Source organism: Terrilactibacillus laevilacticus, from assembly GCF_006517395.1.
Taxonomy (GTDB): Bacteria; Bacillota; Bacilli; order Bacillales; family Sporolactobacillaceae; genus Terrilactibacillus; species Terrilactibacillus laevilacticus.
In genome coordinates this window covers 1-23,996 of record NZ_VDCY01000007.1, presented here as the reverse complement: position 1 = coordinate 23,996, position 23,996 = coordinate 1, and the positions used below count along the sequence as shown (strand labels likewise).

General features: G+C 36.2%; 22 protein-coding genes, 12 tRNA genes and 1 rRNA gene. 30 read left to right on the top strand and 5 right to left on the bottom strand.

From position 1 onward, the window contains the following. The first annotated feature begins 428 nt into the window (after nucleotides 1-428). Nucleotides 429-1,379: a peptidoglycan-binding protein gene (locus FG390_RS09560; protein ID WP_141190809.1), complete on the top strand. Its 951-nt coding sequence runs from the start codon at nucleotides 429-431 to the stop codon at nucleotides 1,377-1,379. Nucleotides 1,380-1,740: 361 nt separating this feature from the next. Here the strand turns inward: FG390_RS09560 and FG390_RS09555 are convergent, their stop codons facing one another. The 4 genes from FG390_RS09555 to FG390_RS09540 form a co-directional block, all read right to left on the bottom strand. Beyond that, nucleotides 1,741-3,903 (bottom strand): glycosyltransferase-like membrane protein, encoded by a 2,163-nt coding sequence (locus FG390_RS09555; protein WP_141190808.1) that lies wholly within the window; start codon nucleotides 3,901-3,903, stop codon nucleotides 1,741-1,743. A gap of 616 nt (nucleotides 3,904-4,519) precedes the next feature. Beyond that, a complete protein-coding gene (locus tag FG390_RS09550; protein WP_141190807.1) occupies nucleotides 4,520-4,753 on the bottom strand; it encodes a ferredoxin family protein in 234 nt (77 codons plus the stop codon). 287 nt (nucleotides 4,754-5,040) lie between these two features. Beyond that, nucleotides 5,041-6,291 (bottom strand): helix-turn-helix domain-containing protein, encoded by a 1,251-nt coding sequence (locus tag FG390_RS09545; protein WP_141190806.1) that lies wholly within the window; start codon nucleotides 6,289-6,291, stop codon nucleotides 5,041-5,043. Between the two features lie 395 nt (nucleotides 6,292-6,686). Next, nucleotides 6,687-7,310 carry a rhomboid family intramembrane serine protease gene (locus FG390_RS09540; protein WP_141190805.1) on the bottom strand — a complete coding sequence of 208 codons (624 nt, stop codon included), beginning with the start codon at nucleotides 7,308-7,310 and terminating at the stop codon, nucleotides 6,687-6,689. Between the two features lie 280 nt (nucleotides 7,311-7,590). Here FG390_RS09540 and acpS point away from each other — a divergent pair, with 280 nt between their 5' ends. From acpS to FG390_RS09465, 15 genes are all read left to right on the top strand, one after another. Beyond that, nucleotides 7,591-7,947, top strand: coding sequence for a holo-ACP synthase (acpS, locus tag FG390_RS09535; RefSeq protein WP_141190804.1), 357 nt, complete (start codon nucleotides 7,591-7,593; stop codon nucleotides 7,945-7,947). A gap of 119 nt (nucleotides 7,948-8,066) precedes the next feature. Next, nucleotides 8,067-9,575: an NAD(P)H-hydrate dehydratase gene (locus FG390_RS09530; RefSeq protein ID WP_141190803.1), complete on the top strand. Its 1,509-nt coding sequence runs from the start codon at nucleotides 8,067-8,069 to the stop codon at nucleotides 9,573-9,575. Between the two features lie 50 nt (nucleotides 9,576-9,625). Then, entirely contained in the window at nucleotides 9,626-10,642 is a 1,017-nt protein-coding gene (locus FG390_RS09525; RefSeq protein WP_141190802.1) for a LolA family protein, read from the top strand. Between the two features lie 331 nt (nucleotides 10,643-10,973). Then, nucleotides 10,974-12,173 carry an alanine racemase gene (gene alr / locus FG390_RS09520; RefSeq protein ID WP_141190801.1) on the top strand — a complete coding sequence of 400 codons (1,200 nt, stop codon included), beginning with the start codon at nucleotides 10,974-10,976 and terminating at the stop codon, nucleotides 12,171-12,173. Between the two features lie 104 nt (nucleotides 12,174-12,277). Beyond that, nucleotides 12,278-12,556, top strand: a complete 279-nt coding sequence (locus FG390_RS09515) for a CopG family ribbon-helix-helix protein (protein WP_141190800.1) — start codon at nucleotides 12,278-12,280, stop codon at nucleotides 12,554-12,556. Nucleotides 12,557-12,559: 3 nt separating this feature from the next. Continuing rightward, the gene (locus FG390_RS09510; RefSeq protein ID WP_141190799.1) at nucleotides 12,560-12,910 is read left to right on the top strand and encodes a type II toxin-antitoxin system PemK/MazF family toxin; all 351 of its coding nucleotides are present in this window, start codon (nucleotides 12,560-12,562) and stop codon (nucleotides 12,908-12,910) included. Between the two features lie 314 nt (nucleotides 12,911-13,224). Then, nucleotides 13,225-14,058 (top strand): RsbT co-antagonist protein RsbRA, encoded by an 834-nt coding sequence (rsbRA, locus tag FG390_RS09505; protein ID WP_141190798.1) that lies wholly within the window; start codon nucleotides 13,225-13,227, stop codon nucleotides 14,056-14,058. Then, entirely contained in the window at nucleotides 14,055-14,411 is a 357-nt protein-coding gene (locus FG390_RS09500; RefSeq protein ID WP_141190797.1) for an STAS domain-containing protein, read from the top strand. Before rsbRA ends, FG390_RS09500 begins: the two co-directional genes overlap by 4 nt. 2 nt (nucleotides 14,412-14,413) lie before the next feature. After that, nucleotides 14,414-14,815, top strand: coding sequence for an anti-sigma regulatory factor (locus FG390_RS09495; protein WP_141190796.1), 402 nt, complete (start codon nucleotides 14,414-14,416; stop codon nucleotides 14,813-14,815). A 24-nt stretch (nucleotides 14,816-14,839) separates the two neighbouring features. Continuing rightward, on the top strand, nucleotides 14,840-15,838 hold the full coding sequence (locus tag FG390_RS09490) for a PP2C family protein-serine/threonine phosphatase (RefSeq protein ID WP_141190795.1): 999 nt from the start codon (nucleotides 14,840-14,842) through the stop codon (nucleotides 15,836-15,838). A gap of 63 nt (nucleotides 15,839-15,901) precedes the next feature. After that, nucleotides 15,902-16,240 (top strand): STAS domain-containing protein, encoded by a 339-nt coding sequence (locus FG390_RS09485; protein WP_141190794.1) that lies wholly within the window; start codon nucleotides 15,902-15,904, stop codon nucleotides 16,238-16,240. Continuing rightward, a complete protein-coding gene (rsbW, locus tag FG390_RS09480; RefSeq protein WP_141190908.1) occupies nucleotides 16,240-16,722 on the top strand; it encodes an anti-sigma B factor RsbW in 483 nt (160 codons plus the stop codon). The genes FG390_RS09485 and rsbW overlap by 1 nt, the downstream gene beginning before the upstream one ends. Then, nucleotides 16,691-17,473 carry an RNA polymerase sigma factor SigB gene (sigB, locus tag FG390_RS09475; RefSeq protein ID WP_141190793.1) on the top strand — a complete coding sequence of 261 codons (783 nt, stop codon included), beginning with the start codon at nucleotides 16,691-16,693 and terminating at the stop codon, nucleotides 17,471-17,473. The genes rsbW and sigB overlap by 32 nt, the downstream gene beginning before the upstream one ends. Next, the gene (locus tag FG390_RS09470) at nucleotides 17,470-18,099 is read left to right on the top strand and encodes a SpoIIE family protein phosphatase (protein ID WP_141190792.1); all 630 of its coding nucleotides are present in this window, start codon (nucleotides 17,470-17,472) and stop codon (nucleotides 18,097-18,099) included. Before sigB ends, FG390_RS09470 begins: the two co-directional genes overlap by 4 nt. 179 nt (nucleotides 18,100-18,278) lie before the next feature. Next, complete coding sequence (locus tag FG390_RS09465) at nucleotides 18,279-20,459, top strand: Tex family protein (RefSeq protein WP_246092859.1); 2,181 nt, start codon at nucleotides 18,279-18,281, stop codon at nucleotides 20,457-20,459. Nucleotides 20,460-20,584: 125 nt separating this feature from the next. Here the strand turns inward: FG390_RS09465 and cmpA are convergent, their stop codons facing one another. Next, complete coding sequence (gene cmpA / locus FG390_RS09460; protein ID WP_141190791.1) at nucleotides 20,585-20,698, bottom strand: cortex morphogenetic protein CmpA; 114 nt, start codon at nucleotides 20,696-20,698, stop codon at nucleotides 20,585-20,587. An 818-nt stretch (nucleotides 20,699-21,516) separates the two neighbouring features. On the opposite strand from cmpA, the gene FG390_RS09455 reads away from it, so the two are divergent. The 14 genes from FG390_RS09455 to FG390_RS15915 all read left to right on the top strand — a co-directional run. Then, nucleotides 21,517-21,966, top strand: a complete 450-nt coding sequence (locus tag FG390_RS09455; protein WP_141190790.1) for a SprT family protein — start codon at nucleotides 21,517-21,519, stop codon at nucleotides 21,964-21,966. Nucleotides 21,967-22,502: 536 nt separating this feature from the next. Then, nucleotides 22,503-22,577: transfer RNA gene (locus FG390_RS09450), tRNA-Asn, on the top strand. Nucleotides 22,578-22,582: 5 nt separating this feature from the next. Next, a tRNA-Ser gene (locus FG390_RS09445) sits at nucleotides 22,583-22,673 on the top strand. A 20-nt stretch (nucleotides 22,674-22,693) separates the two neighbouring features. Then, nucleotides 22,694-22,768 (top strand) — tRNA-Glu (locus FG390_RS09440). Between the two features lie 23 nt (nucleotides 22,769-22,791). After that, nucleotides 22,792-22,867 (top strand) — tRNA-Asp (locus FG390_RS09435). Between the two features lie 16 nt (nucleotides 22,868-22,883). Then, a tRNA-Gln gene (locus FG390_RS09430) sits at nucleotides 22,884-22,958 on the top strand. 5 nt (nucleotides 22,959-22,963) lie between these two features. Continuing rightward, nucleotides 22,964-23,039 (top strand) — tRNA-Lys (locus FG390_RS09425). A gap of 28 nt (nucleotides 23,040-23,067) precedes the next feature. After that, a tRNA-Leu gene (locus FG390_RS09420) sits at nucleotides 23,068-23,152 on the top strand. A 42-nt stretch (nucleotides 23,153-23,194) separates the two neighbouring features. After that, nucleotides 23,195-23,280, top strand: a tRNA-Leu gene (locus tag FG390_RS09415). A 12-nt stretch (nucleotides 23,281-23,292) separates the two neighbouring features. After that, nucleotides 23,293-23,369, top strand: a tRNA-Arg gene (locus FG390_RS09410). A gap of 3 nt (nucleotides 23,370-23,372) precedes the next feature. Then, nucleotides 23,373-23,449: transfer RNA gene (locus FG390_RS09405), tRNA-Pro, on the top strand. An 18-nt stretch (nucleotides 23,450-23,467) separates the two neighbouring features. After that, nucleotides 23,468-23,541: transfer RNA gene (locus tag FG390_RS09400), tRNA-Gly, on the top strand. Nucleotides 23,542-23,562: 21 nt separating this feature from the next. Then, nucleotides 23,563-23,639: transfer RNA gene (locus tag FG390_RS09395), tRNA-Ile, on the top strand. A 261-nt stretch (nucleotides 23,640-23,900) separates the two neighbouring features. Continuing rightward, nucleotides 23,901-23,996: ribosomal RNA gene (locus FG390_RS15915) — 16S ribosomal RNA — on the top strand; the annotation flags it as partial.

Below are 23,996 nucleotides of genomic sequence, written 5' to 3'. Positions count from 1 at the left end.
ACTGACTAATTTGACTATAATTGGTTATTTAACCATTTAAATAAACGAGAGTTGACTAATTTAATTTAGAAATATATGCCAATTCAGAGCAAATGATGTTTTTGGCTTTTTTTACGCGTGGAAATCTAAAAACAGGCGATGCCTTAAATCGTGTAGCTTAGTTCCAAGACGAACCCTTTTAACTTAATAAAAAATGTAAATTATTTCGATTGTATGTCATGTTGTAATGTAAATGTAAATCATTTATATGTTTTAAGGTCATATCAGTAGTAGAGGGAGAAGTTACTAGCTTGGAAGTGGGATAAAACCAAGGATGTTTAGTGCAGTGGAAAATCCATCTATGAAAGACACTGCATATTTGTCTTTAGTATTGGTGTTTATGTTTGTTTAGAAGGAACATAAATCAAAAGGCATAAGGAGGATATTTAATGAGTATGAATAAGTGGTTAATCAAACACACGGCTATTGCAGCAACCGTTACCTCATCTATTTTGGCTGGGCCCTCGCTAGCCGATGCACATTTCTTTCAACAAGGATCAAAAGTCTTGTATAAAGGGACTACTGATGACGATGTTAAGACACTGCAAGACATATTACGAGAAACTGGACATTATAAAATAAAAAATTCGACGGGATATTTCGGTCATTCAACTGAAAAAGCCGTAAAATCGTTTCAAAGCGAAGAAAATCTGAAAGTGGATGGTATTGTTGGTGATCAAACGAAAAACGCTTTGTTCCGATTTATTGCAGAGAAGTTGACATTAAAAATGGGAAGTACAGGAGAAGATGTTAAACAACTTCAAAATGTTTTAAGTGATAAGGGTTATTATCGTGCAAAAATGGATGGAGTGTTCGGTTCACTAACGAAAAAAGCTGTAGTGGATTTACAAAAGCAAAATAATATTACAGTGGATGGAATTGTAGGTCCTGAAACATATCAATTTTTAGCAAAAGGTGAAAATAAACATAAAACTTCTCCTCCATCTAAATCGTCGGAATCCATTGGGAGGAATCAAACAATCGTTCATAAACAAAGTAAGGTAATTAAAAAAGATAAGCAAGAAAAAGAAAAAGTAGCAACACATACAGTAAAAGAATTCTTTGCCAATAGTACGGGTTATACAGCCTATTGTTCAGGATGCTCGGGTGTGACCGCTTCTGGGATTGATCTTAGAGCCAACCCTGAAGCGAAAGTGGTTGCTGTTGATCCTAACGTCATTCCGCTAGGAACTAAACTGTATGTTGAAGGGTATGGATATGCTATTGCGGCGGATACGGGTGGGGCCATTAAAGGGATGAAAATTGATCTGTTTTTTAATGACAATTCAGAAGCATTAGACTGGGGACGTCGTACAGTAAAAGTCAAGGTTATCGAGTAGGGTAATAAATAAAGATGGGGCTGTCTGATAAGTCCATAAAAAACAGCTGAAGAAAAACGAACCGTATTATCTTCATCTGTTTTTTATTTCCCTATTATCTGGAAGGTGGCTAGGCGGATCCTGCGCGTTCTGGAGATTGAGGACCAATGGTACAATCCCAACTCGACACGACCTTACCGAGACCCATTAAAGAAAAACTACGAAACGACCGATTGCCTTTGGTGTGATCAAACACGTTTTCTACTCGCTTTTACGCCGGAACCGGGCGTAGAGTTTATTTTTAGATGAAAGAGATGCTAATCTACAGGTTTAAATTTCGTCCTCAATCTACAATAAACTTTTTATACTTTTCTTTAACCCATTAGGTCAAAACTCTCTTTACTTTTGTACTTCTATACCTCAACACATTATAGATATAGAAAATTAATATGAAGATTGGTACTGAGAATAGACAAACATATAATTTTGCACTTAAATAGGGTTTTTTGACTAATCTATATACTTTAAATTGTAGATCAGCTTTTGATAACGCTTTATTATTTTGTATAATAACACCGCCTTTATAGAGATCTCGCCATTCATAGCCTCTTCCATTCAATGATAAGTTGATTGAAGAATGGTGAGTACCAGATATTTGCTTGACAGATATTTTATAATGTCGATAACTACTTGGTATATTTTTTCGGGTTACAATAGCTAAATAATGTCTAGGTTCAACCTGACTTGAATTGATGGATTTCTTATACAATACTTTGTTTGACCCAAGTTTAGAAATTGAAATCTCATAGATTCCTTTCCCATTTATACTCTTTACGCCTAGCAATATATGATTAAATGCATATTGAGGATTAAATGTCTGTTCAATCATACTATTTTTATTTACTGGGACACTTGCTCCACCAGTATTGTAAAATTGATTAACAGAGTATTGCTTATAATCCATTCTATTTTTAGCATATTCTTGGTAATTTAATAGTGCGCAGACAATGACAATAATAATTAAACTTATTGGAAAAAATATTTGCGGTGGCCATTTTCCACCTTTTTTTAATTTTGGCTGTTCATTTCGAATACGAGCTAATATTTTTATCATTTCATTAAGTCCAAACACAGCACCTAATAACATATACGGTGTGAACAATAAGGTATACCTTGGCTCAGCTTCCCATAAAAAAACGTAAAAAGCAAAGTTTCCAAATAAACAAATTTGAATAAACAGGTTAAGGTTCACTTTTTTTGTTCGAAAAAAATGAAGAGTAGAGATAAGCAAGAAAAAGATATTCACAATGTGAAAAATTTGTATAACAAACAGAATGAGTTGTTTTTGATGGTCGAACAAGTACTCATAGATTAATGGTCTCTGAGTTGATATATATGTATACCAATAATATCCTCGAGTTCCATCAGCCCATGTTCTAGCCATTTTTACTCCCCAAAGATAAGCTAAACCGTCATTCTTTTTTTCATATATTCTTTGTTTTATTTGATTTATATTTTCTTGAATTTTAGCTTGTTGGCTTGGTTGAGATCTAGTTATCATATAGTCCTTCGTGCTATATCCACCATCTTTTGATAACCCCATCATTATCCAATGAGTGGTTGGCATTTTGAACTTATTACTTTGATTATAACCAAGATGTATATAATAAGTCTGGGCGATAAAATGAATTGAAAAAAAAGCGACGATTATAATTAAAAGATTTGCAACTGTTTTTTTCCACCGTAATACAAAACTCATATATATAGCTAGTGCCGGAAGAAATAAAATGAGATTTTGCCGAATTTGACAACCAATTCCTAAAAATAAACCTAATAATAAAATGTATCTAATTTTCATAGAACGTTGATATATTAACCAAAGATATAAAAGAAGCACAGGAAAAATAATGGCCATTGTATCAGTATAAAAGTAAAGAATGTAAACAAATAGTGGAAAACAAGTTAAATTCATTAATAGGAAAATAATACCCATTTTCTTATCGAAATAGTTTTTAACAATCTTCCAAGAAAAATAGATACTAACATTCAATAAGATGGCACATATTATTCGTTCAATGGTTAAATAGTTTTTAATATGAACAATTGAACAAATACGATAAAGTAAATACCTTAAAACTGTAATTGGAATATTATTTGGATAAACTTTGAGATAGATATTTCCTGAACTATGACCATGGGCTAATAAGTACAAAGCTTCAGCATATGTATGTCCCCCATCTACTTTAGGAGGTAGTATCGTTTTAAACATTGTAATTATCCATATTTCAATAAGTACAGCAATCACAAATAACCCAAAAGTGATGTGATTTAACCAAAAAGCCTTTTTATTGGATAAAAAATGGTACACAGCAATGTAAAAAATGACAACAATAAAAGAAAAGAGAAATAGAGCAATTGAAACTCTATCTATATGGTTATATATTTTAATTAACATAGGGAAAGTAAAACAAAGTAAAAAAACTCCAAAAAAACAAATTCCGAAAACAATGCTAAAAAGGGAAATAATACCTCGTTTTAATAACAATCTCTATCCACTTCCAATCAAAAATCATATATATTATTATCTTTACTATGAGATTTAAACGTTTTTATCAACATCCACTTCTTTCTGAATGGGCATATTATTAGATATATAGGCATAATATTTACGGGTGGAACTGCTTACATACATTTCAAATTTAATTAGAACTTATTGAAATGGCGCATTAAGCTATTCGATTAAAGTTTGCAACCACAAAAATGAATTGAATTTTGGTTATCAAAAAACATGTAACCTTTCATTCGTAAAGGTTAATTATAGTTTTCGCAGAGAACTTACATTATGGGAGAGTGGAGAAAAAAATCGGGATAAACTCTATCGTAAAGCCATATACAATCTATTTAAATCATTTCTTAAATGAAAAAATGTCCATAAAGTCAGTGTAAGATGACTTTATGGAGGCCACTTTTTCATCATTTTCTTTAAAAAAAAACAAAAAAATCGTCCGATCTAGTAAAATGAAAGTGACTAAACAACCATTTTAAAGAAAGGACGATTTTTTATGTGTAATCTTAGGTCATTCCCTTGAGGTGGGGGACCCTTACTATCCGTTAATGCGGGAAAATCATCATATGTGAATGAATACAACATATGGGATATTTTATTTAAAGAAATCTTGATTTAATTGGATGTATTTTTGTTCTTCTTCAGGAACTTCATCCTCAGGATAGATAGCTTCTACTGGACACACTGCTTCGCATGCACCACAATCAATACATATATCAGGATCAATATAAAACATCTTTTCACCTTCAGCTATACAATCAACTGGGCAAGTTTCAACACATTCCCCAGCTTTTTCTTCTTCACAAGCAGAAGTAATGACAAAAGCCATTTTAGGTTCATCTCCTTTCGTTAACATACATGAAGAATGAAATAATATTTATCATGTCTAGTATGACGAATTTATACCTAAATTTCAATGCTTTTTACCATAGATTACTCTATCGTTTGATAAAAAAAGAATATAATCATTCTAAGAGTAGACGTCTAGCTTATTTATACAAGTATAAACACGATATTAATTCCACTTGATTTTTATAGACCATCCCTATGGTGGATTCTTGTCATACCGAGTTACGTCTTGATTCTCCTGGATACGATCTCTTAAATCTTATTTTTCTATTTGATGTTTTTTCTTGCTTCATTCGCTGTTCGATAATATAGGCTAGCATTTTTATATTTACGATCCTTATAAGCTATGTCCGCTAGATCTTCAGCAAAGCTTGCAACAATATCCCACCTTCGTTTTTTCTTAAAATAAGGAATGACTTGGTGGTGAACGAATGCGTAATAGGCTTCCTCTTCTTGCATTTTTAATTCTAAAGCTTGAAATAATAGAATGTGGTTCTCTAGGTGATATTTTCTCGAAAGCAAAAGTCCTTTATACGTGGTTTTTTTTGCCTCATGAATATGATTGGTAAAAAGATAGACCCTCGCTAATTCAAATAAGGCATATCCATGATTTTCATGGGTAGATGGTATATGCAAGGATTTTTTAATCAGCGAAATACCATCGTTAGTATGTCCTTGTACATTATGCATTAAACCCAAATTATAATAGATAATGCTGGATGTTTCTTGATCATCGTAGACTTCAGTAAATTTTAAAGCTTGTCTAAAATGATACTCCGCTGCATTAAAATTTAAGCTTTTTCGATTAGCAATGCCTAAGAGAAGATGACAATTCGAGATTTTTTTTAGATGATATTCCTTATTATAGATTTCCAAAGCTCTGTTCGCATAATTAATACAACTATTCATGTGGTAATATTGCTCATACGTGCAGGCGATTTCATAATTTAATTCAGCTTTCTCTCGTTCTTTCATTTCAAGTTTACTAAACCATTTTTCGGCTCTTTGATAATTGACTAATGCGTTTTTAGAATCAGACATATGAAAATAAAGACAGCCTTTAAACAAGTGATAAAAGTATTTTGAATAATTATCCATCGTGTCATAGAATAAAGATAAACGCTTTAGCTCACTTTCGGCATCTACCAAACAATCTTGAACAATTAACCATTTCACGTGCAATAGCTCATACCTCGTTTGGTATTCGGGAAAAGAGTCTTTTTCTAACTGTTTATGTATATATTTTAATAAAGGTATGACTTTATCTGCATTTTGTTCATTTAAATAATGATAGAGTTCCATAAGTTTTTTCTCAATTTCAACAGAGAGGGTTTGAGGATTGATATGTTCCTCATATGTCATACCAAGACGTTTAAATAAGAGTCTGATGATTTCCTCACTTGATTTCTCACCATTTTCAATTTTGCTTAAATATGAGATAGAGCAAATTCCTTCAGCTAGTTTTTCAAGTGTCAAACCTGCCCGTTTACGATAATAACGGATACGCTTTCCGATCATAGTCAAACCACCTCTAATGCCGATACTTGCTAATCGGTTAAAACATGAATCTCACTCACATATATAATAAGGAATCAACATCCAATATCATTTTATCGTTTTACTTGTATTGATCATACCATGAAGAGAAGTTGGATGAAACCGAAATCCCATAAGTATAAAAATACGATCGATTAAAATGATAGCTTATTGTTACTAATTAACCTTTTTAGTATTGATAAAATGAGAATGATCATCACCATTTTGTTATCGATACACGAATATTTAATTAGAATCTTCAGAAAAATCATGATTTATTTTTTCGAAAAGATGCCGAAGAGAAACATAAACGTTGTATAGGTACAAGTTGTTTCTCTTCCGACACGATTATTACCTCTATTTTCCGATCATCAAATTTAACGGGCCTTTTTGATAAATACAATTGGAGCAAGAATTAAGCCGCCGAGGAACCCAAATAAGTGACCTAATATATCAATATTTGGATAAATAAAAGTCGAAATCAGACTAATTATCATAATGATCATGATGATTGTTCGATCTTGACTAGACAATAGTTCTTTTCGAAAGAGGATCAAGTACAAATACAAGCCAAATAAACCGAAAAGGGCACTGCTGGCACCAAGATGAGCGAAATTTTGACTTTCAATAAAGTATGAAACAATATTGCTGATGACTCCTGAACCGATAAAAGCAATAGCAAACTTCCATTTTCCTAAAATATATTCCAGTCCTGGACCAAAAATATACAATGAGAAAGCATTAAACAAGATGTGGCCAAATGTCGTATGTAGGAAAATCGGTGTGATAAGAAGCCACCAATCTCCTTGTGAAATAGATGCGTTCACACCAAGCCCAAATCGAATAATAAGGTCGCCCAATCCCGTATTCAAGCCGATATATCGATTAAGAAAAAAATCAAAAAAGACGAGCAAGTACACGAGTATCATGATGAATAAGAATAGTGAGACAATGGGGTACCTTCGAATAAAGGTTTTAAAATTTTCGGTACGTAAAAACAAAGATTTATCCTCCTTAAAAAATAAAATGGTTTATGCATTTGCAAGGACCTATTATGGTTGAGATTATGTAAGGGTAAAGATAAACATAAACTAAACATGACATGCTCTTCTATCTAGTATAATCTAAAAAGAGGATAAGATAAATTTTAGTGCGTGTTCAAAAAGGTGACAAACTTAGAAGCAAGAAGGATATGAGTGGGCGCCGAGATTCGTAGCTTATCATTTGGTGACTTTTTGAACAACTTCTTCAACCATTAAATTTTTGAAATAGGGGTATAACATGATTATAGGAATTGGCATTGATATGATCGAACTCTCTCGTATTGAGCGTTTAGTACGTAATGATCAATTTATAGAAAAAATCTTAACATGTAAAGAAAGAGAAAGATACTATACGCTAAGTACTCACCGCAAGGCAGAGTATCTGGCAGGACGTTTTGCTGCAAAAGAGGCTTATTCTAAGGCAAGAGGGACAGGAATTGGAAAGAAATTATCCTTTCACCAAATGGAAGTTTCTAATAATGAGCAGGGACAACCTTTTTTTTCAAAACCTCAAACAGATCATGAGAAAGCACATGTATCGATCACTCACACTAAGGAACATGCTGCTGCTTACGTTGTTATTGAGCAAATTTAATAGATAAAATGAACAGCCTATTCAGCTTTTTCTAGTTGAACTAATGCACTTCAAAAAGAAAGCTTGTCATAATAGGATAAGTTGTCTCATATATTTAAATTGCGCTAGGAGGGACTATAGTGCACATCGTATCGCAAGAAGAAATGCAAGCAATTGACCGTTATACTATGGATGTCATTGGGCTTGAGGGTAAGGTCTTGATGGAAAATGCCGGACAAGGGATATTCCATCACCTTATATCCAAATTAAAAGCAGAAGATCAAATTGCTGTGATTATTGGAAAAGGAAACAATGGTGGTGATGGTTTTGTTGTAGCGAGATATCTGCAGAATCATAATTTTGCTACGGATGTTTGGTTAGTTGAAGATCAACACTTAATAAAAGGTGATGCAGCCTATCACATGAATGTATTCTTAAATTCAGGCGGGAAAATTAAGGGGATATGTCGTAAGTCTCATCATTTTGAGGACCAGCTATCAAACTACACGGTTATCATTGATGCGATGCTAGGAACTGGAATCAAAGGTCAGCCACGACCAGCTTATCTAGACGCTATCCATTTAATTAATAAAGCAGATGCGCACGTGGTGTCCATCGATTTGCCTAGTGGTGTTATTGCGAATGGGGAATCGTTCTCACATGAAGCGGTATATGCTAAACAAACCTATACACTCCAATATCCGAAGCTATGTATGTATACCCAGCCTGCTGCTACGTTCTTTGGAGAAACAGATGTGATTCAAATTGGAATTCCTAAGAAGGCCATTTCCCATCAAGGTTTAAGAAGGCAAGTATGGACAAAGCAAGATGTCAAACATACATTACCTGTAAGAGATCCTTTTTCACATAAAGGAACTCATGGTAAGGGACTCCTGATCGCAGGCTCTCAAGATATGCCAGGCGCGGCTATCCTATCTGCAACATCAGCTCTTCGTTCTGGGATCGGTCTATTATGGTTAAGCATAGCCGATAAAGCAAAGCAAACTGTATGCTCCAGATTGCCTGAGGTCCTTTTTGAATCAAGAGAGTCAACTGATTTCTCAAAGTATAAAGGGATGGCAATTGGGCCAGGTTTAGGAAGAAGTGAAGATGGAGATGCCTTGTTAGCTCAAGTTTTGGGTGAGAAAGATATCCCCCTTGTGATAGATGCAGACGGTCTTTATCATTTAACCAATCATTTATCAACATTAAAAACACATCAAGCACCAGTTGTTTTAACGCCTCATCCAGGTGAAATGGCAACATTAACCGGTAAATCAATAAAAGAAGTCGAGAATGACCGCTTTGGCATTTCAGAGACCTTTGCAAAAGAACATGGGGTATATCTTGTTCTAAAGGGAAGAAACACTATTATTACTTCACCCTCAGGAGAACAAGTAGTTAATGTTTCGGGTAATCCAGCCTTAGCTAAGGGAGGATCCGGAGATGTTTTGACAGGTATCATCTTTGCCTTCTTATTACAACATGAAAATCCATTAAATGCGATAAGCAACGCTGTTTATGTACATGGCGCTGCAGCTGATCAACTTGTGAAAACGAACCATTCATTATTAGATGTGCTGGCAAGTGATTTGAGTCTGACAATACCAACTGTCTTGCATGATTTATATCTTGATACGATGTGTTAGCATAGAATCCCTCCTTTGTCACCGATATGAGACAAAGGGGTTGGATAAGAGTGAGAAAAAGAATCGTAGGTATCTTTTTAGTTAGTATCATGCTCTTGTTTGTCTTGGCTGGTTGTGGTACAAAATCACAAAAGGATGTCGTAGCTGATCTGGGAAATAAATTAGATAAGATGGAAGGCTATAAAACAAATGCCTTGCTAACGTTTAAACAAGGTAAGAAAAATCAAACCTACCAAGCAGAGATTTGGTTTAAAAAACCGTCATATTATCGTGTTGTGTTATCAGATATGAAGAAACAAAATACCCAAATGATCCTTCGTAACAAAGAAGGCGTCTATGTATTAACACCTCAATTAAATAAAACTTATAAATTTGATAGCAATTGGCCTAATAATCGTAGCCAAGCCTATCTCTTTCAATCATTAGCGAATGACATTATGAACGATGCCGATTCAACCTTTACATCAAAGAATAACCAGTATATTTTCAAAACCAAAACAAGCTACCAAACAAAAGAACTCGCTAATCAACAAATCACGTTGAAAAAGGATTTAACACCAACATCTGTAAAGGTCATGGATAAAGATATGAATGTTGTTGTTGATGTAACATTTAAGAACTTCCAGGTAGATCCAAAATTATCAACTTCTGATTTTAATGTAAAGGAAAACATGACAACATCCAGTTTGGAAAAAAGTCAATCAACTTCCGGTAAGGTTACCTCTTCAACAAGTTTTGAAGTGGCCTATCCAACGATAAAATTAGAAGGGACAAAAATGAAAGAAATGAAATCCGTAACAACTGGCGGATCAAAGAAATTTATTCTTCGCTATTCGGGTAAAAAGCCGTATACGTTGATAGAATCGCAAAGCCAGGTTATGTCAACCAGTAGTCCAGTACAAGTTTCAGGGGAACCTGTAAATATGGGTTCGGGTGTAGCGACACTCGGTGAAAACTCACTCACATGGTCACACGGGGGAACAGATTATTATCTTGTTTCGGATAAACTAACCGATCAAGAAATGCAAGATGTCGCAAGGTCAGTTGCAGGGAAGGTCGAAAAATAAGATAAAGTGAAATCTAATTTAAGCTCGCCAGTGTGCGGGCTTTTTATATGATCCTATATTTTTACCCCGCCTTAACGGCTAGAAAACCCTCACTGAAGAAAGTTTCATTTTCGTGCACACATGCACAGTAATGTGAAATAATGAGAAAATGAATGAATTATCAAGATTTCCTCTTTTTCTTTTCAACTAAAAGTGGTTTAATTAATTATAGCTATTTATCATGTTCGAAAGTAAAAGCATGTCCTAGGTAGGACTTACTGTTAAAATGTCTAAGGAAACCTCTTATAGAGCTTTAAATATGAATTTATGTTATAAAGAAGGTAAAACTATCATGGAAGAATCTTTTTATAGAGACACGTGGGCGACCATTGATCTTGATGCCATTGAACATAATGTAAGCAAAATGAAAGAACACCTACCAGAAGATATGTCTTTAATGGGTGTGGTTAAAGCTAATGCCTATGGCCATGGTGCTGTTGAAGTTGCCAAAATTGCACTCGCTTCTGGTGCGGAGTGGCTGAGTGTTGCTCTATTGGATGAAGCGATTCAATTACGTGAAGCTGGTATTAAAGCACCTATCCTCATTTTGAGCTCCATCCGTCCTAAAGATATTAGCATCGCTAGTAAGTATCATATCTCGCTCACGGTCTATCAAAAGGAATGGGTAGAAGAAGCATTAACCTATTATCATGATCCCTCCCCTGTATTTTTACATGTTAAATGTGACACAGGAATGGGAAGAATCGGTGTACGAAGTGATGAGGAACTTGTAGATCTATTGGACAGTGTAAAGGGAGATTCGCGTCTCGTTGTTGAAGGCGCCTTTACTCATTTTGCGACGGCAGATGAAAAAGATGAATCATATTTTGATCAACAATTTCACCGTTTTAACGACATGGTCAGTCGAATGCGCAAACAAGGTGTGGACCCTAATATTATTCACTGTGGAAATAGTGCCGCAACATTAAAGTATCCAACACACAAATTGTTTAACTTAGTTCGGTTTGGTGTTGCGATGTATGGAATGGCTCCATCACCTTATATGAGAGATCACTTACCTTTTCCCTTAAAACCAGCCTTCAGATTGTATAGTCGTCTTACAAATGTGAAACAAGTTGAACAAGGAACTGGCATAAGCTACGGACAAACCTATCATACAAAAGGAAAAGAATGGATAGGGACAATACCTATAGGTTATGCAGATGGATGGTCAAGGTCTTTATCTAATCGTGGCTCTGTACTTATTGATGGTGAGATTTGTGAAATTGTAGGTCGGGTTTGTATGGATCAGCTGATGTGTAAGCTACCGAAAAAATGGCCAATTGGCGAGTGCGTGACACTTATCGGTGAGATGGGTGATAAAACTATTTCAGTAGATGATATTGCGAATCTTCTTCAGACGATTAATTATGAAGTGGTTTGTATGATTAGTTATCGCGTTCCAAGGATATACTTGAGACATGGAAAACAAACGAAGGTATATAATCCACTCATTCAAAAGAAAGTTCTTTATTCGGAGTCAAAAGAATAACAGGACATTTTTAAAAATAAATTGTCTTTGCAAACGACGTTTTGGCATGATATGATAATTTTTAGAATAAGATAGTTCGTAATGAAGTGTTGGAGGTGTACCCAATGTCAGAGTCGAATTCAAAAGAGATTAAAGTAAACTTACCCAAACATTTAGTAACTGAAATAGACGGGGTTGCAGAGCAAGATAATGTGAATCGGAGTGAATTTTTGCATCGTGCAATTAGAATGTATTTGCGGGAACGAAATAAAAGGCAAATACGTGAAGCGATGCGTCAAGGCTACATGGAAATGGCAAAAATTAATCTGAACATTGCTTCTGAATCTTTTTTAGCTGAAGAGGAGGCAGAAACTACTTTAGAGCGCCTAGTTAGTGGGGTGTAGTTGGTGATTGTAAAACGCGGCGATGTTTACTTTGCCGATCTTTCTCCGGTCGTTGGTTCGGAACAAGGTGGTGTTCGGCCGGTATTAATCATCCAAAATGACATTGGCAATCGTTTTAGCCCAACAGTAGTTATTGCTGCCATAACCGCACAAATCCAAAAGGCCAAGTTACCCACACATGTTGAAATCGACGCAAAAAAATACGGTTTCGATCGTGATTCAGTTATTCTATTGGAGCAAATAAGAACCATCGATAAGCAGAGGCTGACCGATAAAATTACTCACCTTGATGAGGATATGATGATGCGTGTAAATGAGGCTATACAGATAAGTTTGAGTTTGGTCGATTTTTAAATAAAAACGATATAGTTAGTTTTTTTGTGTATGGAATACTTTTATTAACCACCTCCAAAATATAAAACATCTTCTATTTGATCGTGCGAGCAAACGCTAGCCATCTACAGAAGATGTTTTTTTGTTTTGGCTCTTTTGTTAAAGATTGCCGCTCTAGTCTATTAAAATTAATATTTTTTTATTCGTAATGTAATTAAAATGTTACAGTCCATTACGTTTTGTCGATACAACTACCATATTCATTGATTAAATAGAAAAGGCATGAAATAATAAATGATAAGAATTCGAAACTGACGAGAAGGTTGGGAGATTGAATGCCAAAAGTTGTGATTAAGTATATAAAGGATAAGAGGAAAGAGATAAATGAAGCATGGATGAGAAAAATGGCTGAGGAGCTTCCAGAGTTTCCAAATTATCGAGCACCTAATCAAAACTTGAGTAATGCGAATGATAATTTTGTAGACGTCATCTATACCTATTTATTGAATATAGAAAATACAGATGATGTTCGTGATTTTATCAAAAAAATTATGAAATTGGAGGTACCAATTAATTATTTATCGATTGGACTCCAAGTATTTAGACGTGTTGTTATGGAAGTTATTAAGCGTAGTGAAAAAGATCCTGAAAATTTATTAGAGTTATATGAACACACAGATAGAGTTGTTGAACCGATTTTCAATCAATTAATCAAAGATACGACAGAAACTTGGGAAAGAACGATTTCAATCCAGAAATCTGAATTACTCGAGTTATCAGCTCCACTTATACCCATTTTGGATCGTATATCAGTGATGCCGCTAGTTGGCACAATAGATACAGAACGAGCTAAATTAATTATGGAAAACTTATTGCAAGGCGTTATAGATCACCATGCTGAAGTTGTTCTTATCGATATAACAGGTGTCCCGGTTGTGGATACCATGGTCGCTCATCATATCATCCAAGCATCTGAAGCCGTCCGGCTCGTAGGATCGAAGTGTATTTTGGTGGGAATACGGCCAGAGATTGCTCAAACCATCGTAAATCTTGGTATTGAGCTTGATCAGTTTCCTACAAAGAGTTCTTTGCAAAGAGGAATAGAGGAAGCTCTGAAAATAACTGAAAGAAAGGTAATCACAATCACGGAAGGGAATGGCAAACAGTGAGAATACCTATTCTGAAGCTCGGAGATTATCTCTTGATTTCAATTCAAATCGAACTAGATGATCATACAGCTATCCAATTTCAAGAAGATTTACTTGAAAAAATTCATGAGACAGGGGCAAAGGGGGTTGTCATTGATTTATCAACCGTTGATATTATTGATTCCTATATTGCTAAAATTTTAGGCGATGTTGTTAAAATGTCAGATCTTTTAGGAGCAAAAGTCGTTCTTACAGGAATTCGTCCTGCCGTCGCTATCATTTTAACAGACCTCGGAATCAGATTAAATAATATCTCTACTGCGTTAGATTTGGAAAAAGGATTAGCCAAATTGAAACAGGATTTGGGGGGATGATCATGGAGACTCGTTCCTCTGTACCCATTAATAACGAGTGGGATATTGTACAAGCAAGACAACTTGGGCGCCAAATTTCAAGAGAAATGGGGTTTGGTCATGTTGATCAAGCTAGAATAACAACAGCGATATCCGAATTAGCAAGAAATATTTATTTATATGCAAATAATGGTGAAATTACCATAGAACCCATTGTTAATCTAGGGAAAAAAGGGTTAAAAATAACATCTAGAGATAAGGGACCTGGAATAAAAGATATACGATTAGTTATGCAGGATGGTTATACAACATCTGGTGGACTTGGAGCAGGCCTTCCTGGCGTAAAGAGATTAATGGATATATTTAAAATTGATTCAACTTTGGAAAAGGGGACAAATATTGTAGCAATTAAGTGGCTTCGGTAATGAGAGAGGGGACACGAATGCAATATGGATTATACTATTAAACTGAGTCAATATGAAAGAATGCTTGCACAATATATTGAACAAAGAGATGAAAGAGCACTTTATAAAGGTCAAAAATTTAGCAGGAAAATGCTTGAACAACATGTCTCTCCAGAAGATGTTGTGAGCATGCACATCGAGGTCGTTAAACGTATAATCCCTCATGTTGATCAAAAAGTGATGGATTCTTTAGAATTTTTACTTGAAGTGATGATTGGCTATGGTTTTGCTTATCGTGAACATCAAAGTTTAAGAACAAGGCAAGAACAATTAGATGCAGAAATTGATATTGCCGCAAATATTCAAAAATCACTGGTAGAAGGTGAAATTCCATCCGGACATGGCGTAGATATAGGCGTTATTTCTAAACCAGCTAAAAAAATGAGCGGCGATTATTATCACTTTGTACAAGATGATCATTCAATAAGTGTAGCCATTGCTGATGTAGTAGGTAAAGGTATACCAGCAGCGATGTGTATGTCTATGATTAAATATGCTATGGACAGTTTGCCTGACTATCGCAAGCAACCTGGAGATGTTTTATCTAGTTTAAATCATGTCGTTGAACAAAATATTGATCCTAGCATGTTTATAACCATGTTCTATGGCGTCTATCATGCCGATGAAAACATTTTTTCTTTTGCATCAGCGGGTCATGAACCGGGTTTCTTCTATAATCACAAATATGACCGATTTGAAGAATTAGTGGCAAAAGGGTCTGTTCTTGGTTTAAGAAGGCATTCCAATTATACTGAGTATCGGTTAGATATAGAACCAGGGGACATGATTATTTTACTATCCGATGGAGTAACAGAATGCCGTACAGAAAAAGGATTTCTTGAACGAGGTGAAATCGCCGATATTATTCGTTCTGAAATGCATTCTCCTGCTCAAAGAATTGTTGATCAAGTATATTATAATCTCGAAATGTTACAAGACTTTGTTTTACGAGATGATTTTACCTTAATTGTTTTAAAGTTTTAAGTTTACTAGTATCTAAGATTGGGAATGGTAGACTAAATGATTTATATCATTAGGGGGATCAACATGAATTTAAATATTCTTAAGCAAGAAAAAGAACAAAATAAACATATCGTCAGCGTTAGTGGAGAAATTGATGCTTATACGGCACCCAAATTAAAGGAAACATTAATACCGTTAACTGAAATAGAAGGGGCCGTCACGATTCTTAATCTTAAAGAAACCATTTACATGGATAGTACGGGACTAGGTGTAATTATCGCCGCCCTTAAATCAGCAGAAAAACATCAATCGCATATTGATGTTGTAGAAATGACACCACGTGTAGAAAGATTATTTATGATCACAGGTCTTATGGATCTTCTGAAAGCTAAACGTGTGGCATCGGCAGAGGGGGATATATGATGGAAACGTCTAACGAAACAGTCAGCTTAAAGATTCCAGCTAAATCAGAGTTTGTTGGTGTTGCAAGGTTAACCGTGTCAGGAATTGCCAATCGGATGGGGTTTAATTATGATGACATTGAAGACATCAAAATTGCTGTGTCAGAAGCGTGTACGAACGTTGTAAACCATGCCTATAAAAATGTCGATGAAGGACAAATTGAAATTAATCTCAATTGTTCCGAAACATCGTTGACGATCACTGTCATCGATCAAGGAAATTGTTTTGAAGTAGACAAAGTTTTAAATGAGTTGAAACCAATTGATGTTACCATGTCTTTAAATCAAATTAATGAAGGAGGGCTAGGGCTTTTCTTAATCAACACATTAATGGATGAAGTAAACATTAGTAGTGGCTCGGGCATTATTGTAAAAATGTCTAAGTTACTGAACAGAGACGAGGTGGATATGAATGCCAACAGAGTCTCAACAACAACAGAATGAAATACAGTCACTAATATTGGATTATCAAAAAAATCCAGATGATGAGACCATCCAATCTAAACTTCTAGCAAAATATGAAAAACTTGTTATTATCCTTTCAAATAAATTCGCGAAAAGTAAAGATATTCAAGAAGATTTGTATCAAGTGGGTATGATTGGTTTGCTTGCTGCGTTTAAACGTTTCGATCCATCTTTTAATAGAAGTTTTGAATCATTTGCTATGCCGACCATTTTGGGTGAGATTAAAAGGTATATTCGCGATAAGACATGGGGAGTTCATGTACCACGGCGTGTGAAAGAGCTTGGTCCAAAGATAAATAAGGCCGTAGAACATTTGACAAGGGAATTACAACGTTCTCCAAAAGTCGCTGACATTGCAGAATACTTGGACGTTTCAGAAGAAGATGTTCTAGAAACAATGGAAATGAGTAACAGTTATTATGCTTTATCTGTTGATCGTAAAATCGAAGCTGATTCGGAAGGTAGTACAGTCACTCTTCTCGATCTTGTAGGAAAACAGGAAAAAGGTTATACACAAATTGAAAGTCAATTACTTTTAAAAGAGGCTTTTCATGTATTGGATGATCGTGAAAAAGATATATTAAATTATACTTATTTTGAGAATTTGAGTCAGAAAGAAACGGGTGAAAAGTTAGGGATATCTCAAATGCATGTATCGCGACTGCAGAGACGAGCCCTGAAGAAGTTAAGAAAAACTCTACCTGATGAAGGACTGGAACGATTAAAATGATTGAAAGATTTCCATTAGAAAACTTTGGTGTTTTAGCCTTGCAGAAATCGAAACATAACAATCCTTTCTGCGGGGATAGTTATTATATAAAAGAGACGGATCACTTTCTTCTTTGCGTCTTGGCTGATGGATTAGGCAGTGGACAGGGAGCAAATGAAGCTGCTGAACGAGTAACAAATACAGCCAAGAAACTATATGATCAACCTATTGATTTAATTATGGAACGGATAAATGACGCCTTAGTCAATTATCGAGGTGCTGTCGTTAGTATTTTTAAAATTTTATTTAAAGAAAAGAAAGTCTCCTATTGTGGTATTGGTAATATTAAGTTATCGATTCATCCGATTGAAGGAAAACCTATTATCCCAATCCCACAACAAGGATTCTTAACAGGTAGACCGATTCATTGTCAAGTTCAAACCTTCGTATATCCAAGCTTAGCCTTATTCGTGATGCATTCTGATGGTGTCGTTTTTCGATCTAATCGCGTCTCGGACATCAAAAGTTTGTATCGGATGCTAATCGAAGAAGAAGTAGAAAGGTCGTTTGAAACATTTTCAGAACGTTATGACGATGATATGACTCTCTTAATTGGAAGGCCAAAAGAAGCCAAAGCAACCATATAAAGGTTGCTTTTTTTTGGTCCAAAGCAGCGGGTATCTAATCGGACTTTTTGAATATCAGAAAGCCTAACTAATACCACGATTCAATGCCAGACATGATAAATGAGAATACATACTATATAATTAGACTATAAGAAAAGAGCAAAATAGAGTAACTATGAATGAAATAGGGAGGATTTGAATTGGTTCAAACATTAAGTATAGATGATCATATCTATAAAGCGATTTCAGAAACATTACATATCACGCAAAAACAAATTAAACAAGTGATCAAGCTACTAAATGATGATAATACAATTCCATTTATTGCAAGATACCGTAAAGAAATGACTGGCGGTCTTGATGAGGTGCAAATAAATGCGATATACGATCAATATCGCTATGCTATGCAACTTAGTAAACGAAAAGAAGAAGTCACGAGACTTATTGGAGAACAAGGTAAACTGACGGATGAATTAATGCATAAAATAAGTATGGCATCGAAACTGCAGGAGATTGAAGATATTTATAGGCCGTACAAACAAAAAAGAAGAACAAGAGCAACGATAGCAAAAGAGAAAGGTCTTGAGCCATTCGCCCATTTTCTTTTAACTTTCCCAACTTCTCCAATTGAAGAGGAGGCAGAAAAATACCTTAATAAAGATAAAGGTGTAGATACATTAGATGATGTCATTTCAGGTGGACAAGACATTGTTTCAGAAATGATCGCAGATGACGCCCAAATAAGAACATGGATAAGAAGTGTCACTTTTAAAGAAGGGTTTATCCAAGTTAGTGTTGGTAAGGAAAAAGAGAAAGATGAAAAGAAAGTTTTTGAGATGTACTATGACTATCAAGAAAAAGCAGATCGCATTGTTCCCCATCGAGTATTAGCGATTAATCGTGGGGAAAAAGAAGGAATCTTAAAAGTAAATGTCCTTGCTCCTGTTGATAAAATTTTAGCTTATCTAGAAAAAATAGTTATAAAACAAAAGCAGACGACGGCTGCTGGATTATTAAATGCAGCAGCCCAAGAGGCATACAAAAGACTCATATCACCGGCTATTGAACGCGATTTAAGACAAGCTTTGACGGAAAAGGCTGACCAACAAGCCATTCATATTTTTTCTGAAAATCTACAGTCTTTATTGTTGCAACCACCAATCAAAGGGTGTGTTGTTTTAGGTGTCGATCCTGCGTATCGAACGGGTTGTAAATTAGCTGTTATCGATGCCACTGGTAAAGTGTTGGATATTTCCGTGATCTATCCAACCCCGCCTAGATCAGAAATTGAGAAATCAAAGGAACATGTCTTACATCTTATTAAAAAATATAATATTAAGATGATAGCGATTGGAAATGGAACAGCCTCTCGGGAAACAGAACAATTTATTGCAGACGTTCTGAGAGATACGAAAGGAAAAGACATATTTTATCTCATCGTCAATGAAGCTGGAGCAAGTGTTTACTCGGCTTCACCTCTAGCTAGAGAGGAGTTTCCAAATCTCAAAGTGGAAGAGCGTAGTGCTGTGTCGATTGCGAGACGTTTGCAAGATCCTTTAGCCGAGTTAGTCAAAATAGATCCTAAGAGTGTTGGTGTAGGACAATATCAACATGATGTATCCCAAAAAGATCTGAATGAGTCACTAACCTTTACCGTTGAAACGGCCGTTAACCGAGTTGGGGTCAATGTTAATACTGCCTCTCCGTCGCTATTACAGTATGTTTCAGGATTATCAAAAACGGTCGCAAATAACATTGTAAAAGTTCGAAATAGTCAAGGGAAATTTACAAATCGAGAACAGTTGCAGTCGATTCCTCGTTTAGGACAGAAAACATATGAACAATGTGCGGGATTCTTGCGAGTACCAGAAGGAGATCAACCTTTAGATAATACCGCTATTCATCCAGAAAGCTATGGTGATACATTAAAATTACTTGAGCATATGGGTTGTTCTCTCGATGACATCGGAACGGATCAACTCAAACAAAGATTTGCTGAAGTATCTAGTGCCGATTTAGCTCATAAATTAGAAATAGGGGAACCTACTCTTAAGGATATTATTGAGGCATTACTTCGACCAGGGCTTGATCCGCGTGATGACATTCAAAAACCGCTATTAAAAACAGATGTCTTAGAATTGAAAGATTTATCGAAGGGAATGCAATTAGAAGGAACGATACGTAATGTTGTCGATTTCGGCGCTTTTGTCGACATTGGGGTTAAGCAAGATGGTTTAGTTCATATTTCTAAGTTATCCAATCAATTTGTTAAACACCCATTAGATGTGGTTCATGTGGGGCAGATTGTCACCGTGTGGGTAGAAGACGTGAATCCCGAAACCGGACGTATTGCCTTATCGATGTTGCCACTAAATAAATAAGTAAACTTATCTGTAGGAGCGTCTATTATATCACCCCTACTGGATATCTTTTTAATGGATCCTTGTTTGGTTTAGATAAGTTAATAGGATTTGTTAATCTGACAAAAAGGAAACTGTTCAGTTTGTTAAGAACAGTTTCTTTTTTGATAGAAAAACCAACATTGGTTAAGGAGTTTAATTTGATAACGATCTTTGTTGTAATAAGCATCTTGAAGTTGATTTTTAAACCAAATAGGCATTAAGAGCCCTCCTTTTTCGTGATTTTTTCCGTCTAAGAGGTAGGCCAAAAAGTCACCAAATGATAAACTGCGAATCTCGGCGCCCGCTTGTTTTTTCGGTCCTCATGTATTAGATACAGGAGGATCTTCAATTAAAATCGCTCACGTCCTGTGGCTGGCGCCTAAAGTTAGCACATCATGTGGAATGCCGGTCCTAAGGAACTGTAACGCGACTTCTCCTCCGACACCCAGGACGGGCTAGTACTGGCGTTTCTTGCAGGATGCCAGCGTACTTAGCCAGTAGCCATTTCATTTGTCACCTTTTTGAGCACTCTAATGGTTAAATGAGTATAAAGTTGTTCCTTAAACGGACGAACAAGAAGTTAGCAAATAAAGTTACCCTTTCTCATGCAAAAATGATGCTGTAGATATGATCGTGGCTTGGGTATAATAGTATCTTAAGCTTATTCGGTATATTTCTTTGATGATTAACAGAAAAATACGCAGTTCATATACGATCGATTTATAACTATCTTATGTATTCCAGCTTGACTATGTACCTAAAAGAAAATAAATTATGGTAAATTTGATTGAAAATATGGTCATCAGAAAATAGAGCTTGTCCAGTCAAATAAGATCTAAAATGGTCTTTATTTAAAGCTAATCAAATTGAAATTTTGTGAACCAGCTGAGAACACTCGCGACTCTCAGTTATGAGAAGTTCAAAGTGTGGTGGTAAGTGGAGATGACAAACCCATTTGGTTTAAAGGAAGACATCCCATGTTTCTTTGATGTACAATAGTTTAGAGAATCAGGAAAAGAAGGTGCATTCTTTAGTCATGACTAATGAAGAACTTCAAAGATTAGTTGAACATATCTCTCTAACTAGTTTTAATAAGCCATTCGTTCATCAAGCGAGATTTAATCCTCGGCTAAGAACAACAGGGGGACGTTATCTTCTTCAAAGCCACCATATCGAGTGTAATCCACATCAACTTGCTGTTCATGGAAAAGAAGCATTAGTTAAGATTATTAAACATGAACTGTGCCACTACCATTTACACTTAGAAGGGAAAGGCTATAAACATCGAGATAAGGATTTTATACTTTTGTTAAATCAAGTGGGTGGAGCTAGGTATTGTAAAGAAATAACTTCGTTAAAAAGAATATCTACAAAACAATACACCTATAAATGCAAAACGTGTGGGACAAGCTATAAGAGGAAGAGACGTATTGATACGACGAAATATGTTTGTGGCAAATGCAGAGGTAAGTTAGTATTAAAATAACTTAAAGTGCGTGTTCAAAAAGGTGGAAAATTAGAAGCAAGCAGGCTAAGAGCGGTGCTGTTTTCTTTGGACCAGCATTCCACATGATGTGGTGGCGTCAAGCCCCAGCTACAGGACGTGAGCGATCTTAGCTAGAGATCCTCTTGTATCCACTACATCAGGACCGAAAAAACAAGTGGGCGCCGAGATTAGCACTATCATTTGGCGGCTTTTTGAACAACCTCTTAAAGTATTTCACCCAACCATGGTATCTCGATATTGACTGTCGAAATGTCATATTCTAAGCTTAATTAACTTTTTTTAAAAAAAGTGTTGACTAATGTCTAATCCTTATGTTAAATTAATAAAGTCGTCAAAAGGAAAACGAAACATTCGATAAGATTTAAGAATGTTGTCGCTAGACAAGTAGTATTGAAGGTCTGTTGTTTCTACCTTTTATGACATAAAACGTCTTTAAAAAAACTTTTAAAAAAGTTATTGACAAGAAAAACGAAATGTTATATAATATTTATTGTCGCTGTTAATGAAATAAATATTCCACAGTAGCTCAGTGGTAGAGCAATCGGCTGTTAACCGATCGGTCGTAGGTTCGAATCCTACCTGTGGAGCCAAATTTGGAGAAGTACTCAAGTGGCTGAAGAGGCGCCCCTGCTAAGGGTGTAGGTCGTGAAAGCGGCGCGAGGGTTCAAATCCCTCCTTCTCCGCCAGCTTATCATCTTTTGTTTGTGGCCCGTTGGTCAAGCGGTTAAGACACCGCCCTTTCACGGCGGTAACACGGGTTCGAATCCCGTACGGGTCACCATTGATAATTTAATTATTAGTAGGGGACCCGTGGTGTAGTGGTTAACATGCCTGCCTGTCACGCAGGAGATCGCCGGTTCAAATCCGGTCGGGTCCGCCATTGATTTTAATGATATTGCCCCATAGCCAAGCGGTAAGGCAACGGTTTTTGGTTCCGTCATGCGTTGGTTCGAATCCAGCTGGGGCAGCCAAAGTTGAGTCATTAGCTCAGTCGGTAGAGCATCTGACTTTTAATCAGAGGGTCGGAGGTTCGAATCCTCCATGACTCACCATTTACACTATGCAACAACTGAATAAGATGCGGGTGTGGCGGAATTGGCAGACGCGCTAGATTTAGGATCTAGTGTCTCGCGACGTGGGGGTTCGAGTCCCTTCACCCGCACCATCTATTCAAAAACAATGATACTTTATATATATTAGATTGTTTGCGGTCGTGGCGGAATGGCAGACGCGCTAGCTTGAGGGGCTAGTGGAGGAGACTTCGTGGAGGTTCGAGTCCTCTCGACCGCACCAAATAATGATATTGCGCCCTTAGCTCAATTGGATAGAGCGTCTGACTACGGATCAGAAGGTTGGGGATTCGAGTTCTCCAGGGCGCGCCATAACGGGAAGTAGCTCAGCTTGGTAGAGCACTTGGTTTGGGACCAAGGGGTCGCAGGTTCGAATCCTGTCTTCCCGACCAGCTTTCCTTAATAAATATGCGGGTGTAGTTTAGTGGTAAAACAAGAGCCTTCCAAGCTCTGGTCGTGGGTTCGATTCCCATCACCCGCTCCATTAAATGATAGATTATTAGATGGGCCTGTAGCTCAGCCGGTTAGAGCGCACGCCTGATAAGCGTGAGGTCGGTGGTTCGAGTCCACTCAGGCCCACCATCTAAAATTATCAAGAGATTGTTCTTTGAAAACTAAACAAAAGCCAAGCGTAATATCAAACGGGTAACACCGATTGATTTCTTTGAAAAAAGAGCGATGGATCAAATGAAACGATTTAATGATTTGTTCATTATAAATGAACTATAACAGGTTATGGATTGTCGGTTAAGAACGTCACGTCCTGTGACAACGCCGACATTGTAAGGAACTTCGACTAAAGACGCAACGTCCTGTTGCAACGTCGAAGCTCGTACATCCTGTACTTCGGAGAGTTTGATCCTGGCTCAGGACGAACGCTGGCGGCGTGCCTAATACATGCAAGTCGAGCGCAGGAAGCAAAACAATCCTTCGGGTGCG

Coding starts and splice junctions, on each gene's coding strand:
- rsbW (WP_141190908.1), top strand. CDS start 16,240: ATGGAAACGTCTAACGAAACAGTCAGCTTAAAGATTCCAGCTAAATCA.
- rsbRA (WP_141190798.1), top strand. CDS start 13,225: ATGCCAAAAGTTGTGATTAAGTATATAAAGGATAAGAGGAAAGAGATA.
- FG390_RS09470 (WP_141190792.1), top strand. CDS start 17,470: ATGATTGAAAGATTTCCATTAGAAAACTTTGGTGTTTTAGCCTTGCAG.
- FG390_RS09550 (WP_141190807.1), bottom strand. CDS start 4,753: ATGGCTTTTGTCATTACTTCTGCTTGTGAAGAAGAAAAAGCTGGGGAA.
- FG390_RS09560 (WP_141190809.1), top strand. CDS start 429: ATGAGTATGAATAAGTGGTTAATCAAACACACGGCTATTGCAGCAACC.
- sigB (WP_141190793.1), top strand. CDS start 16,691: ATGCCAACAGAGTCTCAACAACAACAGAATGAAATACAGTCACTAATA.
- FG390_RS09490 (WP_141190795.1), top strand. CDS start 14,840: ATGGATTATACTATTAAACTGAGTCAATATGAAAGAATGCTTGCACAA.
- alr (WP_141190801.1), top strand. CDS start 10,974: ATGGAAGAATCTTTTTATAGAGACACGTGGGCGACCATTGATCTTGAT.
- FG390_RS09485 (WP_141190794.1), top strand. CDS start 15,902: ATGAATTTAAATATTCTTAAGCAAGAAAAAGAACAAAATAAACATATC.
- FG390_RS09515 (WP_141190800.1), top strand. CDS start 12,278: ATGTCAGAGTCGAATTCAAAAGAGATTAAAGTAAACTTACCCAAACAT.
- cmpA (WP_141190791.1), bottom strand. CDS start 20,698: ATGCCTATTTGGTTTAAAAATCAACTTCAAGATGCTTATTACAACAAA.
- FG390_RS09545 (WP_141190806.1), bottom strand. CDS start 6,291: ATGATCGGAAAGCGTATCCGTTATTATCGTAAACGGGCAGGTTTGACA.
- FG390_RS09455 (WP_141190790.1), top strand. CDS start 21,517: ATGACTAATGAAGAACTTCAAAGATTAGTTGAACATATCTCTCTAACT.
- acpS (WP_141190804.1), top strand. CDS start 7,591: ATGATTATAGGAATTGGCATTGATATGATCGAACTCTCTCGTATTGAG.
- FG390_RS09495 (WP_141190796.1), top strand. CDS start 14,414: ATGGAGACTCGTTCCTCTGTACCCATTAATAACGAGTGGGATATTGTA.